General features: G+C 34.1%; 15 protein-coding genes. 5 read left to right on the forward strand and 10 right to left on the reverse strand.

Annotation, left to right across the window (positions count from 1 at the left end; genetic code table 11):
- Nucleotides 1-68 precede the first annotated feature (68 nt).
- Nucleotides 69-1,247, forward strand: a complete 1,179-nt coding sequence (locus BCI01S_RS11995) for an alanyl-tRNA editing protein (protein WP_047943414.1) — start codon at nt 69-71, stop codon at nt 1,245-1,247.
- 57 nt (nt 1,248-1,304) lie between these two features.
- Here the strand turns inward: BCI01S_RS11995 and recQ are convergent, their stop codons facing one another.
- The 4 genes from recQ to BCI01S_RS12005 form a co-directional block, all read right to left on the reverse strand.
- On the reverse strand, nt 1,305-3,461 hold the full coding sequence (recQ, locus tag BCI01S_RS12000) for a DNA helicase RecQ (protein ID WP_061798856.1): 2,157 nt from the start codon (nt 3,459-3,461) through the stop codon (nt 1,305-1,307).
- A 246-nt stretch (nt 3,462-3,707) separates the two neighbouring features.
- Nucleotides 3,708-3,869: a YjcZ family sporulation protein gene (locus BCI01S_RS26450; RefSeq protein ID WP_082138379.1), complete on the reverse strand. Its 162-nt coding sequence runs from the start codon at nt 3,867-3,869 to the stop codon at nt 3,708-3,710.
- A gap of 37 nt (nt 3,870-3,906) precedes the next feature.
- A complete protein-coding gene (locus BCI01S_RS24760; protein WP_082138378.1) occupies nt 3,907-4,008 on the reverse strand; it encodes a YjcZ family sporulation protein in 102 nt (33 codons plus the stop codon).
- A gap of 139 nt (nt 4,009-4,147) precedes the next feature.
- Nucleotides 4,148-4,438 carry a hypothetical protein gene (locus BCI01S_RS12005; protein WP_047943412.1) on the reverse strand — a complete coding sequence of 97 codons (291 nt, stop codon included), beginning with the start codon at nt 4,436-4,438 and terminating at the stop codon, nt 4,148-4,150.
- 271 nt (nt 4,439-4,709) lie between these two features.
- On the opposite strand from BCI01S_RS12005, the gene BCI01S_RS12010 reads away from it, so the two are divergent.
- Nucleotides 4,710-5,438, forward strand: a complete 729-nt coding sequence (locus BCI01S_RS12010; protein WP_061798858.1) for a ZIP family metal transporter — start codon at nt 4,710-4,712, stop codon at nt 5,436-5,438.
- Nucleotides 5,439-5,494: 56 nt separating this feature from the next.
- Here BCI01S_RS12010 and BCI01S_RS12015 read toward each other — a convergent pair whose 3' ends face one another.
- Together BCI01S_RS12015 and BCI01S_RS26200 are read right to left on the reverse strand one after the other, a co-directional pair.
- A complete protein-coding gene (locus BCI01S_RS12015) occupies nt 5,495-6,322 on the reverse strand; it encodes a formate/nitrite transporter family protein (protein ID WP_047943410.1) in 828 nt (275 codons plus the stop codon).
- 168 nt (nt 6,323-6,490) lie between these two features.
- On the reverse strand, nt 6,491-6,625 hold the full coding sequence (locus tag BCI01S_RS26200; RefSeq protein WP_268874828.1) for a hypothetical protein: 135 nt from the start codon (nt 6,623-6,625) through the stop codon (nt 6,491-6,493).
- Between the two features lie 435 nt (nt 6,626-7,060).
- Here BCI01S_RS26200 and BCI01S_RS12020 point away from each other — a divergent pair, with 435 nt between their 5' ends.
- Complete coding sequence (locus tag BCI01S_RS12020) at nt 7,061-8,680, forward strand: ABC-F family ATP-binding cassette domain-containing protein (protein ID WP_061798861.1); 1,620 nt, start codon at nt 7,061-7,063, stop codon at nt 8,678-8,680.
- Between the two features lie 24 nt (nt 8,681-8,704).
- Here the strand turns inward: BCI01S_RS12020 and BCI01S_RS12025 are convergent, their stop codons facing one another.
- Together BCI01S_RS12025 and BCI01S_RS12030 are read right to left on the reverse strand one after the other, a co-directional pair.
- Nucleotides 8,705-9,856, reverse strand: a complete 1,152-nt coding sequence (locus BCI01S_RS12025) for a D-alanyl-D-alanine carboxypeptidase family protein (protein WP_047943408.1) — start codon at nt 9,854-9,856, stop codon at nt 8,705-8,707.
- Nucleotides 9,857-10,014: 158 nt separating this feature from the next.
- Nucleotides 10,015-10,968 (reverse strand): lysylphosphatidylglycerol synthase domain-containing protein, encoded by a 954-nt coding sequence (locus BCI01S_RS12030; protein WP_053215737.1) that lies wholly within the window; start codon nt 10,966-10,968, stop codon nt 10,015-10,017.
- A gap of 483 nt (nt 10,969-11,451) precedes the next feature.
- On the opposite strand from BCI01S_RS12030, the gene pflB reads away from it, so the two are divergent.
- Both pflB and pflA read left to right on the forward strand, forming a co-directional pair.
- Nucleotides 11,452-13,695, forward strand: a complete 2,244-nt coding sequence (gene pflB / locus BCI01S_RS12035) for a formate C-acetyltransferase (RefSeq protein WP_047943407.1) — start codon at nt 11,452-11,454, stop codon at nt 13,693-13,695.
- A 100-nt stretch (nt 13,696-13,795) separates the two neighbouring features.
- Entirely contained in the window at nt 13,796-14,527 is a 732-nt protein-coding gene (pflA, locus tag BCI01S_RS12040; protein WP_047943406.1) for a pyruvate formate-lyase-activating protein, read from the forward strand.
- Between the two features lie 74 nt (nt 14,528-14,601).
- On the opposite strand, the gene BCI01S_RS12045 is transcribed toward pflA, so the two are convergent.
- Entirely contained in the window at nt 14,602-14,784 is a 183-nt protein-coding gene (locus BCI01S_RS12045) for a hypothetical protein (RefSeq protein WP_061798863.1), read from the reverse strand.
- 184 nt (nt 14,785-14,968) lie between these two features.
- Nucleotides 14,969-15,793, reverse strand: a complete 825-nt coding sequence (gene nadE, locus BCI01S_RS12050) for an NAD(+) synthase (protein WP_061798864.1) — start codon at nt 15,791-15,793, stop codon at nt 14,969-14,971.
- Nucleotides 15,794-15,798 lie beyond the last annotated feature (5 nt).

Here is a 15,798-nt window from a genome sequence, read left to right on the forward strand (position 1 = left end):
TTTCAAATCTGTAACTAAGTGTAATTGTTATGGTATTATGATGAAAAATGAACGCGAAGGAGCAAAAAATGTCTACAAAATTGTTTTATTCAACTCCATATGAAACAAAATGGACAACCGCAATAAAGAAAGTTATCGAAACGAATGATCAAATTTATGTACTTTTAAAAGAAACAGCTTTTTATCCAGAAGGCGGAGGGCAGCCAGCAGATACTGGATTCATTGATGGGATTCGTGTCCTAGATGTACAGATGAAAGATAATCAAATTTATCATCTTATGGAAAGAAAACCAGAAAATAAACTGGTATCATGTGAATTAGATTGGGATAGACGGTATGATCATATGCAGCAGCACACTGCTCAGCACATGTTATCAGCTGTTTTGGAAGAATTATTTCAAATTACTACAGTTAGCTTTCATTTAGGAAAAGAGTACACAACAATTGATATAGATACAGCTGATCTAACAAAAGAACAAATAACTCAACTAGAAAACTCCTGTAATTCCTATATCATGAAAAACTTAGAAATCAAAACACATATTATCACTCATGAACAAGTGAGCAAATTTCCTTTAAGAAAGCGGCCGAAAGTAACTGGCGATATAAGAATCGTAGAAATCGATGATTGGGATTTTTCTGCATGTGCTGGAACACATGTAGGCAGAACCGGAGAACTAGGCGTCTTTAAAATATTTAAAACTGAAAAACATCGTGGTCAAACTAGGGTTTTCTTTTTAAGTGGGTGGAGAGCCATTCGTGACTATCAAACAGCACAATCTATATTAGATAACTTAGGAACGTTTTTTAAAACAAACAAACTGCAGCTTGAAGATCGTGTAAATAAACTGGAATTAGAGAAAAAGGGATTAACTAAAGAATTAGAAACACTAAAGAGAGAAAATATAGCGTTTTTAGCAGAACAAATGCTTTCGACACAAATGGAAAAAGTAATCTTCCTTTCATTTGCAGACAAAACAATCAAAGATTTATCTATTCTTGCCAAATACCTCTTGCAAAAATCTAGCTGCATTATTCTCCTTAGTTCGGAAATAGATAAAAAAATACTATTACAGCATAATGGTGATTATCCTTTTCATTGTGGCAAGTTTCTTAAGGAAACAATCCAAGGATATGAAGGGAAAGGCGGGGGAAATGAACTTCAGGCACAAGGGACGTTCCCTACCGTTCCACAATTAAATGCCTGCCTAAAGGAAATAAGAGAAAGATTAGTAGAGAGTATGTAAAAAACAAAAACCGTCCCTAAGATAATGGCTCTGCCAATAAATCGAGGACGGTTTTTGTTAATTCCGTATTTGTTGGTTTCTTTTTTCTAGCATGATCGCCACTTTAATCATAAAATAACTAATCTCGTCTGGAAGTTCTTCTTTAATGGGCTTTAATTTATCCTTGCCCACTTTTTGAATTGCTTCCCCTATTTTCGTTTTGTCTTCTGGCTTTAGAAATTTTGTCCAATCAATCTCTATTTCTTCTTCTCCACAGCGAAGCAGATGGTTTTCTACCGTTTGAACATTTAATTGTCTTTCTTTTGCGATTTCCTTAATGGATAATCCGCTTTCCCATAACTCCAATGTATGGAGATGAGAGTTCTCCACATATTTTTTCGCTTTTTTGTCTATTTCCGTATTTATTTCGGAAGAATGAATCTCTTTCCTGTCAGCTGAATATGCCTCTTCTTTTTGAAATGCTAAAATATGTTCAATGATTACATCTCCATATTTTTGCAGCTTATGGTCTCCTATTCCTTTTATCTCTCGGAAATCTTCATGCGATGTAGGCATAACCATCGAGATATTTCGCAGTGTTTGGTCGGAAAATACCACAAATGGAGGCACATTTTCTTCCTCTGCCAATTGTTTGCGAATCCCCCTTAAATAATCAAATAGTGCGTTATTTTCACTAACTTTTATTGTCTCTATTTGTTCTTTCCGGACCACTCTAATTTTTCCTAAAAGAACTTCTTTTCCTTTGTTGGAAACCTTTAATATTGGCATCGTTCCTGTACTAACATCTATATATTGTTCAGAAATAAGAAACTCAATAAAATCACTGATTTCTTTAGCTGATTGCTCTTTCATAAGGCCATATGTTTTGATTTTATTTAATTGAAACTCCATTAATTTTTTGTTTTTTGAACCTGTTAATACTTGGGCAACCATTGTTTTCCCGAATCTTTCCCCCATTCTTATCATGCACGACAGTACTTTTTGTGCTTCCACGGTAACATCGATTACCGTCCTTTCATCTGTACAGTTCGAACATTGTCCACATTTCTCCGTATGTTCTTCACCAAAATAATGCAAAATATATTCTTGAAGACAATCTTCAGTATGACAAAAATTTATCATGGATTGTAATTTATCGAGATCTTGCTTCTGTTTATCTGGATCGTTTATTGTCTGATCAATGAGAAAACGCTGAATCCGAATATCTTGTGCTGAATATAACAATATGCACTTACTCTGTAGACCATCACGTCCTGCTCTTCCCGCTTCTTGGTAATAACCTTCCATGTTTTTCGGAAGCTGATAATGAATGACATACCTAATATTACTTTTATCAATCCCCATACCAAATGCATTTGTGGCAATCATAATGGAAACATCATCTTTTATAAATGCTTGCTGTTCAGTCTCTCTTTGCCCATCGTTCATACCGCCATGATATTTCGCAACTGAATAGCCTTTTTTTGCTAATCTTTCATGCAGTTTTTCCACCTCTTGTCTAGTCGCTGCATAAATAATCCCAGATTCCTCTTTATTTTTCTTTAAAAAGGATTCAAGAAACTTCCCTTTATCTTGCCCTTTAATAATGGAAAAAGATAAATTATCACGAGCAAATCCTGTCTTAATTGTATTTTCCCTTGGAATATTTAATAAAAGACAAATATCTTCATGCACTTTAGGTGTAGCCGTTGCTGTTAACGCAGCGACAAGAGGTCTTTCCGCTAATTTATTAATGAGAAAGCCAATCTTTGCATAGCTTGGACGAAAATCGTGACCCCATTGTGAAATACAATGAGCTTCATCTACTGCAATAAAAGAAATAGAAACTTCTTTTAATAATTCCGTAAAATAATCTGCTTCAAGACGTTCTGGTGCAATATAAAGTAATTTATAATGACCGTTTTTTATTTCATAGATCCTTTCCTGTACTTCTTCATTATGTAACGTACTATTAATGTAAGTCGCTGGAATTCCAACTTCTGTTAGTGCATCTACTTGATCTTTCATTAAAGAAATTAATGGGGATATAACTATCGTCAGTCCTGGAAAAATCATCGCGGGCACCTGATAGCAAATTGATTTTCCGCCGCCAGTCGGCATAATTCCTGCAACATTTTCCCCATTTAATAATAGACGAATAATATCTTCTTGTCCTTTTCTAAAATGGTCATATCCAAAGTACTCTTTTAAAATACTACGTGCTTTATCCATCATTACCTAAATCTCCCCACTTTTATCCGAACATATCCTTAAAATATTGTAACACTAATCGGATGAATTTTGAACGTAGCATTGTCATTACAAGTGCCTGTCCAATTAGATGCGTAATAACACTTTATTAGCACAGCAATAAGTAACTTGCTAATTCTCATATAGAGGTATTAGCAAGTTATCAATTATGCTAAGCTACACTCTGCTAACAACATGAACCGAAAGCAGAGGATCAGCCTTTAATTAAATTTATAGCCAAGCTGCTCCTACGATGATTAATAAAATGAAAAGTACTACGATTAAGACAAACCCACTGCCAAATCCAAATCCTCCGCAAGGAGCTACTGGTGCAGCAACCGGGGCCGCATAACCGCATCCACAATTATCGTATCCAAATCCTCCGTAACCCATTTTATAAAACACTCCTTTTTTTCTATCTTTATTCCTATCAGAAGCCGACGTAACAAGAACCTACAATTATTAATAAAATGAATAGCACTACTAGTAGAGCAAAACCTCCACCAAAACCAGCTGTATGGCCACCACTCATTTATTCCACCTCCCTCATACACATAAGCATCATATGAGTCTAGAGTTTGTCCTGTTTGGGCGTTTGAAGAAAAAGCTGAAAATTTATTAAAGTATGTAGACAGATTCCTTTCAGAAAGAAATCTGCCTTTAATAATTGTTTAAAAGAAAGGAATAAAGGCCAATGCTGCGATTAACCCTAAAGATACTCCTATTGCGGCTGCACCAAATCCCCAGCCCCAACCCCAGCCCCAGCCGGGTCTATTACCACGTCTATAACCATATCCGAATCCACCATGGTTTCTCCGATTTCCCCCTATTGGTCGAATATACACTTTATTAGGAGTGACTCTTTCGATGATTCCAGTATGAACCTCACCACTATGGGTACGGATTCTTACACATCTTCCAACACCTTTTGAACACTGATTATAAAAATTCTTAGCAGACATTTATCACACCTCCAACCATTCATCCCTATTATCCTATGTACAAGTCTAAAAAAAGAATGGACAACTATCATAAGAGAAGAGCGGATATTTTGACTGATTATTTCATTAAGATTAAATCAGAAAAAAAATCCTTCCTTTACGATTTACCTGAGCTAGAACAGATCGAGAAATTGCATATTCCAAAATAGAAATACCAATAATTTAAAATAACTTCTAAATGTGTAGATTTTAAAATAATTGGGTAGGAATAAGAAAAAAAAGGAGATTTCATATGTTAGTTGCAGCAATGTGGGGGGCAGTAGCAAGTCTTTCCTTACTCGCGGGATCTATCGCCGCTTTGTTTTTATCGATACCTAAAAGGATTATTGCTTATTTTATGGCTTTGGGTACTGGTATATTAATAGGGGCCTCTTCTTTCGAGCTTTTAATCAAATCCGTACATACAAGTGGAATCGCAGCAACTGCTATTACTTTTTTAACTGGAGCGGGTTTATTTACCTTAATTGAAATATTTCTCTATAAAAAAGGCGGGTCCAATCGAAAACGATCACATAAAAATCCAGAAGGACATTCGGGACTAGCTATTTATATTGGCACTCTGATGGATGCAATACCAGAATCAATGATTATAGGATTAAGTCTATTAATAACACAGAAGGTGGACATGCTCTTCTTAATTGCCATTTTCATCAGTAATTTTCCTGAGTCCCTATCTTCAACGGTGGGTCTAAAAAAAGACAACTATTCAAACAAGAAAATTTTATTTTTATGGAGCAGTGTCATCCTTATTTCCGCGATAAGCAGCTCAGTGGGATATTTATTTTTAGAAAATGCATCAGCAGTAATGCTTTCTGGGATTCAGTCATTTGGTGCTGGTGGATTAATTGCAATGGTTTGCTCCACTATGCTCCCCGAAGCTTTTGAGCAAGGAGGACCAACAGTTGGTTTTGTTACATGTATGGGATTAATCTTCTCTCTAAGCATGAGTCATCTAGGATAGAAACTGAAACTGTCGAAATAAGATTTCGACAGTTATCTGGTCACTAAAAATGGTTGTTACTTTGCTAATGACTTAGGTGTAGTAACACGTAAAGAGGATTCATTCGTTTTTCTTTTTTTCTTAGGAAAAATATAGAGGTTTAATGCGCCAACAAAGAATGCTCCGCCAACGATATTACCGATTGTAACAGGTATTAAGTTATGTAAAGCATTAGCCAATGTGATTGTCTCTGGATGTGGTACGATGAGTGCAATGGAGAAAAGCGCCATATTAGCAACACTATGCTCATAACCAGAAATCATAAAGGCGAAGACAATTAATAATGTTGCAATTATTTTTCCGACATCCCCCTTCACATTCATAGGTATCCAAATTGCCAAACAAACCAACCAGTTACAAAGGATGCCTCGAACAAACAATTCAACTGTTGTTGCACTCATTTTTGAATTAGCAACATCCATAAGCCAAGTTGTTTTAGGAACTAAGCTAAACAAGCCTGAGTAATAGATTAGCAAAGCAAAAAATAATGCTCCAACTAAGTTGCCAAAATACGTACTAACCCAATTATAAATAGTATCTTTCCAACTAGTTGCTCCTGACAAAGTACTCATTGCAAAAGCCATTGTATTTCCTGTAAATAATTCCCCGCCGCCATACGAAATAAGGACTAGCGCCAACCCGAAAAATAAACTAGTCATCATGTACGTAGCAGGAGAATGAATATCGAAAAATGGTTGTGCTAAACGATAACACAGCATTAAAGCAAAACCAATATATATTCCTGCTAAAATGGCTTTTACAAAATAGCGAAAGAAAGAATCGTCGAGTGTTTCTTTCTTCTTCAATGCATAATTAATTGCCTTATCAACTGGGTGAATTTCCATTGCAATACCTTCCTTTCTGTATAACATTATTATACAAAAGGAAAAGTTAATTACTTTGTGAAAAAATGAACAATTTTTAACAATTAGGTAAATGAGAAAATATCGTCTCCTCATTTACAAAAATAAATTTATAATATGTACTATTCAAATAGAAATAAGCTTATAAACTCACTGTGTCGTAGTCGATAATTTACTATTCTGTTGAATTGCTACTGAAAACTGCGATCTTGGCTTTGTAAAGCTAATTTTTATACCAGATTTTTTCATTTTATTAACTAAATCAACTAGCTGTTTTTTAGCCATCCTATACGACTCCTTTATTTCTTAATAATTTTAGTGTACTAGAAATTTATGAAAAAAATATGAACAAATCATAAATAATTTTAGACAATCGATTATTAATTTAGAAACATATTAAAACACTTTCATCTCTACTTCTTAATAAATTCTCTTTATTAGTAGAAAACCCTTTAATTTATGATATTTTTTTACCCTTTGTTTCTATTATCGTAAACATTTTTTCATTTTTCTATCGGGCATTTTTCATATTTTTGATTCTTTTAAGCATAAATGTATCAATTAAAACTAGCTTATCTTTCTATAGATAATTATTTATTTTGGAATAGGGAAACTTTCATCAAAAAAAGTCTTCCAAAGAAAGATTTATTTAAAATAATTCGCGCTCTGATAGTAAAAATGATATAATTTTAAGGATATTGGAGTTTGGAGGATTTTTAAATGATAACAGTAACGAATGTAGGTCTTCGATATGGTGATCGCAAATTATTTGAAGATGTTAATATTAAATTTACACCAGGTAATTGCTACGGTCTAATCGGAGCAAACGGTGCAGGAAAATCTACTTTCCTAAAAATACTATCCGGAGAAATAGAAGCTCAATCAGGCAATGTTTCTTTAGGACCTGGAGAAAGACTTGCTGTTTTAAAGCAGAATCACTTTGAATATGAGGAACATGAAGTATTAAAAGTGGTAATAATGGGTCATGCAAGATTATATGAAGTAATGCAAGAGAAAGATGCTATTTACATGAAAGAAAATTTCACAGATGAAGATGGCATGAAAGCCGCAGAGCTTGAAGGAGAATTCGCCGAATTAAACGGATGGGAAGCAGAATCTGAAGCAGCGATTCTTTTAAAAGGATTAGGCATTGGTGAGGAGCTTCATTATAAAACAATGGCGGAATTAAACGGTTCCGATAAAGTGAAAGTGTTATTAGCGCAAGCACTTTTCGGTGAACCTGATGTTCTTTTACTAGATGAGCCTACTAACCATCTGGATATTAACGCAATTAAGTGGCTGGAGGAATTTTTAATTAACTTTGACAATACTGTCATCGTTGTGTCCCATGACAGACATTTCTTAAACAAGGTTTGTACACATATCGCAGACTTAGACTATAGCAGAATCCAAATCTATGTGGGTAACTATGATTTTTGGTATGAATCCAGTCAATTAGCTTCTAGAATGGCAAATGATGCAAACAAAAAGAAAGAAGAAAAAATAAAGGAGCTTCAAAACTTTATTGCTCGCTTTAGCGCAAATGCTTCTAAGTCGAAACAGGCTACTTCCCGAAAGAAATTACTTGATAAAATTTCGTTAGATGACATTAAACCTTCATCACGAAAATATCCATATGTTGCATTTACTCCTGAACGTGAAATTGGTAATGACTTATTAAGAGTCGAAAACCTAACAAAAACCATTGATGGAGTTAAAATTCTTGATAATGTAAGCTTTATTATGAATAAAGATGATAAAATTGCCCTTGTTGGTCCAAATGAAATTGCTAAGACTACCCTATTTCGTATTTTAGCGGGCGAAATGGAGCCAGATAGCGGCGCTTACAAATGGGGAGTTACTACTTCTCAAAGTTATTTCCCAGCCGAAAACTCGGAGTATTTTAAAAACGATGACGAAACTCTAGTAGACTGGCTTCGTCAATATTCTCCAAATGATCAAACAGAAAGCTTCTTAAGAGGATTTTTAGGTCGCATGTTATTTTCTGGAGAAGAAGTATTGAAAAAACCTAGCGTTTTATCAGGTGGAGAAAAAGTTCGTTGTATGTTATCTAAAATGATGCTGAGTGGCGCAAATGTTCTACTTTTAGATGAACCTACTAACCATTTAGATTTAGAATCCATCACAGCTTTAAATAATGGATTAATCAACTTTAAAGGTTCATTAATTTTCACTTCTCATGACCATCAGTTTGTATCAACAATTGCTAATCGTATTCTTGAGATTACACCGCAAGGACTTGTTGATAAGCAAATGAATTACGATGAATATTTAGAAGATGAAGCATTACAAAAAAATATTGCAAATATGTACAAATAAAAAAACCGGGATTCCCCGGTTTTTTTAACGTTTAATTGCCTTTTTTCTCATCACATAGATCAAATAAATGGCGAACGGAATAATGAAGACTATTCCTGGAAAAGAAGATTTTTTCTCATCTCTTCCAGCTTCATTCGGAATATTTTTTTTAAATGTTTCCTCTGCGGGCTTAGTTTTTGCTAATTGTACTGATTGAACAATATCGCCGTTATCATTTTCTATCATGAAAATACCGGTTGAGCTAACCTCTTCCTTCCCTTTTGTGCGTGGAACTGTTATGTTAACTTCCTCTGATGTTTCATAAGTGTTCCCATTAGCAAAAAATGATTTTCCTGCTGGAAGTATCTTATGCGTATATTGGTTAAAGCCATAATCCATTAGTGCTTCCGTATCATTATATACATCCTGCTTATATGTTCCTTTTAAAACGATAGCAATTAAACCTAACTCCCCATTCTCTGCGGTAGTAGCCAAAGTTTGTTTCGATTCGTCTACATAGCCAGTTTTTCCGCCAGTCACTTTGTCATATGGCCGACTCCCGTTTACCATTTGATGATGGCTTACTAATGTAGTATCCCAAGACAAACCATCCCACTTTAATTCATCTGTACCAAATATTTCTCTAAATGTTTCATTTTTCATGGCGTACTGGGTGATTAATGCTAAATCGTTTGCAGTTGTGTAATGATCTTTATCAAATAAACCATTTGGATTTTTGAAATGGGTGGAATGAACATTTACTTTTTCCTTTAAATACTTATTTATACTTGTTTCAAAATCACTAACCGTACCATCTAGATATTCAGCGATAGCTATTGCGGCATCATTTCCAGAGTTAATTAACATTCCATCAAGTAAATGTCTCAGTGTTACTTGCTCACCTTTTTCTAAATAAACTTTTGTCCCTTCCGTTGAATACGCATTCTCACTTACCGTCACAATATCATCTAATTTTCCATTTTCAATCGCATAAATAGCAGTCGCTATTTTTGTTAAACTGGCCGGATACATTTTTTTATACCCATTCTTTTCATATAATACTGCTCCAGTATCACTATCTAATAAGAAAGCTGCCTCACTTATTAATTCAGGTTCCCTATTATCTTCAGCATTACTTATAGCAGGAAAGCAAAATAATAGTAATACGAAACAAAATACAATGCTCGTTTCTTTCATTTTCCCTCACCTATTATTTTCTATGTTTTAAATACCATGACTATTGTACCAAATAATTGAGAATAATAAAGGTCAATCGGGATTTTGTCACAAAAATGAAACGCTTTTGTATTTTTTTTATCATTATACAAGTATACCTTTATTGCTAAACATATAGATTATTCACTTGATAAGCCCTTTAGATAGGCTGCCGCATTTTTCTTTATATTTTTTACAATTTCTAATAAGAATAGAAAAGCTGCCAATAAAAATGGTAAAAGATAATATCCAACCCTATATAAAAAAAGGACTATTAACATTTGTTCTGATTCAATCCCTAAAGATTCTATTCCCCATAAGAATACTAATTCAAAAGAACCCATCCCTCCAGGTATCATACTGATTATTCCAGTACACGCAGCAACTAAGAAAAGCAAGAAAAAATCCCCAATAGATACTGGCAATGCTATTATTTTGGCAATAAAATATAAATATGCAAATAAAAATATCCATTCTAATAGAGAAACAATGATTAAACCAACTATCTGATTTTTGTTAAAAACAAAGTTATGCTGTTTTGCTTTCTGATAACTTACTAGCAGCACTGGAAAGATTAATCCCACTACTATAATAGCTGCAAATATCCAAATATGATCTTCCATTAAATTCAGTCTTTTACTATAAAGAATAGCAATCCAAGACAATAAGCTAATCCCAGATAAATAAAATATTGTTACAATAGCAATCCCTTTAAACAGTTTTTTTCGGTCTGTTTCATATCGTTTATAAAAGAAATTTCGTAAGGCAATACCTATTAAACCACCAAAACCAATTAAATTTGAAAAAGAATTACTAATAAACGAGTATTTACTTACTTTTACAATAGGAACAGGCTTCTTTAAATGTCTTACAAGAAAAAAATCATAAAAAAACATGGGAAGAATCGCAACGAATCCCCCTATTGCAATGTAAAACAAACTATGAAAGGGTATAGTCTGTAAATATTCATATAATTGGTTTATATCTGCTGATACAATCATGTTTTTAATTTCTCTTAAAACGATGATAAATATAACAATCGGCAGTAATATCTTCACTATATTAATTAAGATTTCTTTTTTTCTGATTGACATATTTACCACCTCATACATTTCTTTTGCTTATGTTAATTCTAGTAATAGAGACCTAAAATTAATCTTACCTTATATATGGAAGAAAAGAAACGGAACTTTCTTCAAAAAATTTTTATTTAAATAGCTTTTTTACTATCCAATAGTATGGTCAAAATGAATATCAATATTCTATTGCATGGAAAACTTCTCCACTTCCTTTCTCTATGCTCCATGATGAAAACTACCCCTATTGTATAACAGTATAATAAAAACAACATAAATATATATAACAGATGTAAAGTTTTTTTCTTAGCCTTTTTCTTCTATCTCTTTAAAGTAACTTCTAGGAACCATTGATATTATTGAAGTTCACATATAAGACACAGAATATTCGCAAGATGTACACATTTATTGTGATTGTTCTCACATATTATCTGTTATAGTTAAAACAGAAAGAAAAAAGCTTTCTGTTATATATTTTTATTAAATCATGAGGTGATTATAATGGAAAAAGTTGAAACAACTACTTATTGGGAAGGCTTTAAAAATGGATCATGGCAGAAAGAAGTAAATGTTCGTGATTTCATCCTGAAAAACTTTAAACCATATTATGGAGATTCTGCTTTCTTAGCAGGTCCTACATTAGAAACAACACAATTATGGGAACAAGTAATGGAATTAAGTAAATTAGAAAGAGAACGAGGCGGCGTTTACGATTTAGATACTGACATCGTATCTACCATTACTTCTCACGGTCCTGGGTACTTAGATAAATCAAAAGAAAAAATTGTCGGAGTACAAACAGATGAGCCTTTCAAACGTTCTTTCCAACCTAACGGTGGTATTAGAATGGCTGTTCAAGCTTGTGAATCATACGGCTATAAAGCGGATGAAGAATTAGTAAAATTCTTTACTGAACATCGTAAAACCCATAACGCAGGAGTTTTTGATGCATATACAGACGAAATGAGATTAGCTAGAAAAGCTGCCATCATTACAGGTCTTCCTGATGCTTATGGTCGCGGAAGAATTATTGGAGACTATCGTCGCGTTGCACTTTATGGTGTTGATTTCTTAATTAATGAAAAACAAAAAGATAAAAAAGCAACTAGTTCTGTTATGACAGAAGAAACAATTCGTTTAAGAGAAGAGCTTTCTGAACAAATTCGTGCTCTACATGAATTAAAAGAATTAGGTGCAAGCTATGGATTTGATTTATCAAGACCAGCAGCAAATGCCCAAGAAGCATTCCAATGGGTTTATCTTGCCTACCTTGCAGCAATAAAAGAACAAAATGGAGCTGCAATGAGCTTAGGCCGTGTATCTACCTTCTTAGATATTTATGTAGAAAGAGACTTAGAAAATGGTACATTAACAGAAAAAGAAGTACAAGAAATTGTGGATCACTTTATCATGAAGCTACGCCTTGTAAAATTTGCTCGTACACCTGACTATAATGAATTATTCAGCGGTGACCCTACTTGGGTAACAGAATCAATTGGTGGTATGGCTAATGACGGAAGACCTTTAGTAACAAAGAACTCATTCCGTTTCCTTCATACTTTAGATAACTTAGGACCTGCACCAGAGCCTAATTTAACTGTGCTATGGTCTACACAGTTACCAGATAACTTTAAGAAATTCTGTGCGCAAATGTCGATTCAAACAAGTGCGATCCAATATGAAAATGATGATATTATGAAACCTCAATGGGGCGATGATTACGGAATTGCATGTTGTGTTTCAGCAATGGAAATTGGTAAGCAGATGCAGTTCTTTGGAGCTCGTGCTAACCTTGCAAAATGTTTATTATACGCGATTAATGGTGGTAAAGATGAGAAGTTAAAAATTCAGGTTGGACCTAAATTTGAACCAATCACTTCTGAATACCTAGACTATAAAGAAGTTACCGAAAAATTTGATAATATGATGGAATGGTTAGCGGGCCTTTATATCAACACATTAAACGTTATCCATTATATGCATGACAAATATAGCTACGAAAGAATTGAAATGGCTCTTCATGATACAGAGATTCTTCGTACAATGGCTACAGGTATTGCCGGATTAAGCGTAGTTACTGACTCATTAAGTGCAATTAAACATGGAAAAGTTAAAGTTATTAGAGACGAAAACGGTCTTGCTGTAGATTTTGAAACGGAAGGAGATTTCCCGAAATATGGTAACAACGACGATGCAGTTGATAGTATTGCAGTTGAGATAGTTGAAAGCTTTATGAAAAAATTACGTAAGCATCAAACATATCGTAATTCTATGCATACTATGTCTATCTTAACCATCACTTCTAATGTTGTATATGGTAAGAAAACAGGTAATACTCCAGACGGACGTCGTGCAGGAGAACCTTTTGCTCCAGGAGCCAACCCTATGCATGGTCGTGACACAAAAGGAACTTTAGCATCCCTATCTTCTGTTGCTAAGTTACCTTACGATTATTCATTAGATGGTATTTCCAATACATTCTCTATTGTTCCAAAAGCTTTAGGCAAGGAAGATGATATTCGGGCAAATAACTTAGTATCTATTTTAGATGGGTATGCAACAAAAGCTGGGCACCACTTAAATGTTAACGTATTTAATAGAGAAACATTGTTAGATGCAATGGAACATCCAGAATTATATCCACAATTAACCATTCGTGTATCTGGATATGCAGTTAACTTTATCAAATTAACTCGTGAACAACAACAAGACGTTATTAGTCGTACCTTCCATGAGTCAATGTAATTCTTAAAGACTGGGCTGAGGGATTTTCTTGTTCCCTCTCCCCTTCTTCTTACAGTGCTACTATACTGGATTGCGGGTTTATTATAAGGAGGAAATAATCATGAACGGCAATATACATTCAATAGAAACATTTGGAACAGTAGATGGCCCAGGTATTCGCTATGTAGTATTTACACAAGGCTGCTTACTCCGCTGCCAATTTTGTCATAATGCTGACACTTGGGAAATTGGTACTGGAAAGCAAATGTCTGTTATGGACATTATCAATGATTTAAAAACATACCTTCCTTTTATCGAACCATCCGGTGGAGGTATTACTGTAAGTGGCGGGGAACCATTATTACAAATACCATTTTTAATAGAACTATTTAAAGAGTGTAAGAAACTTGGTATTCATACCACAATTGACTCTTCTGGTGGTTGTTATTCAAAAGCCCCTTCTTTCCAAACACAATTAGATGAGTTGATGCAATATACTGATTTAGTTTTGCTTGATTTAAAACATATTGACCGTAAAAAGCATATTAAATTGACTGGCATGGGAAATGATCATATTTTAGATTTTGCTGCCTATTTATCTAATAAGAAAGTCCCTATATGGGTTAGACATGTATTAGTACCCACAATTAATGATACAGAAGAAGATTTAACGAGATTAAGTGATTTCATTGCTACACTTGAAAATGTAGAAAAAATTGATATACTCCCTTATCATAAATTAGGTGTATATAAATGGGAGAATCTTGGATTAGAATATCCTTTAAAAGGCATCGAACCACCTACACAAGAATCAGTTGATTTTGCGGCTGCTATTTTAAATAGAACAATGTAAAAGTTTTAAAAACAAAGATAAGAGGCATAAATTTACTATGTGATATCTATGCCTCTTACTAGCTATTATCCTATTTAAGCATCACGATTAGCGAATGGGGGATATGGCGGAAATGGAGGTCCTGGTGGTTCTGGTGGACTTGGCGGATAATGTGGACAACATGACTTCTTTTTGCAGCCGACAGATAATTCGGATTCAAAGGATATAGGGATATTTAATAGTGTAACTTCTACGTCTAAACCTAGAATTTTAAGCATTTTATCTCCCTCCTATATTTTTTTTCGTACAAAATTTTGTTAAACAACATTTACATATTTTGTACTTACATTATAGAGTATGTTCATTCCTGGTACATGTTTGTGCTGTGTCATTAATTTAAGAGAGAATATTGCCAATAAAAAGAGACCGAATAAACGATTATCGGTCTCTTCTTCTTTTCTACTATTCTTTCCACCATTCATCAAACATTGATGCAGGTACTTGTCTCTTATGCTCTGTCAATAAATAACGAGCTTCAATCTTTTCTGCAACAGCTTGTGTAACTTCTTTTCCTTCTAAATAATCATCTAATTCATCATAAGTGATACCAAGTTCGGTTTCATCAGCTTGTCCTGGTTTATTATCTAATAAATCGGCAGTTGGCACCTTCAGATATAGAGCCTCTTCTGCATTCAGCTCTTTTAATAATTGCTTTCCTTGTCTTTTTGATAATCCTGTTAACGGTAGAACATCTGCACCGCCATCTCCATACTTTGTAAAGAATCCTGTAACAGCTTCTGCAGCATGATCAGTACCTATCACTAGTAAATTTTCTTGTCCGCCAATTGCATATTGCGCAATCATCCGCATTCTAGCTTTTACATTCCCTTTATGGTAATCAGCTAATGGAGTTTCACTCATGTTATCATAAACAGTCTTCACGTCATCTACAGGAGTTTTAATATTAAATACATATTCCTTATCCGCTTTTATAAATTCCATTGCACGTTTTGCATCTACTTCATCTGCTTGAACTCCATATGGCAATCTTACCGCTACAAAAGTTGCGTTATAGCCTTCCGCTCGTAATTCTTCTACTGCTAATTGTGCCAGTCTTCCTGCTAATGATGAATCTTGTCCACCACTAATCCCTAAAACAAATCCTTTTGCTTTCGCTTTCTTAGCGTAATCCTTTAAAAATTGGACTCTTTTTTCAATTTCTTGTTTTGGATTAATTTCAGGTTGTACGTTTAAATCCCTCATAATTTTTTCTTGTAGCTGACGCATGCTTT

It is taken from the genome of Niallia circulans NBRC 13626, assembly GCF_001591585.1.
Taxonomy (GTDB): domain Bacteria; phylum Bacillota; class Bacilli; order Bacillales; family Cytobacillaceae; genus Niallia; species Niallia circulans.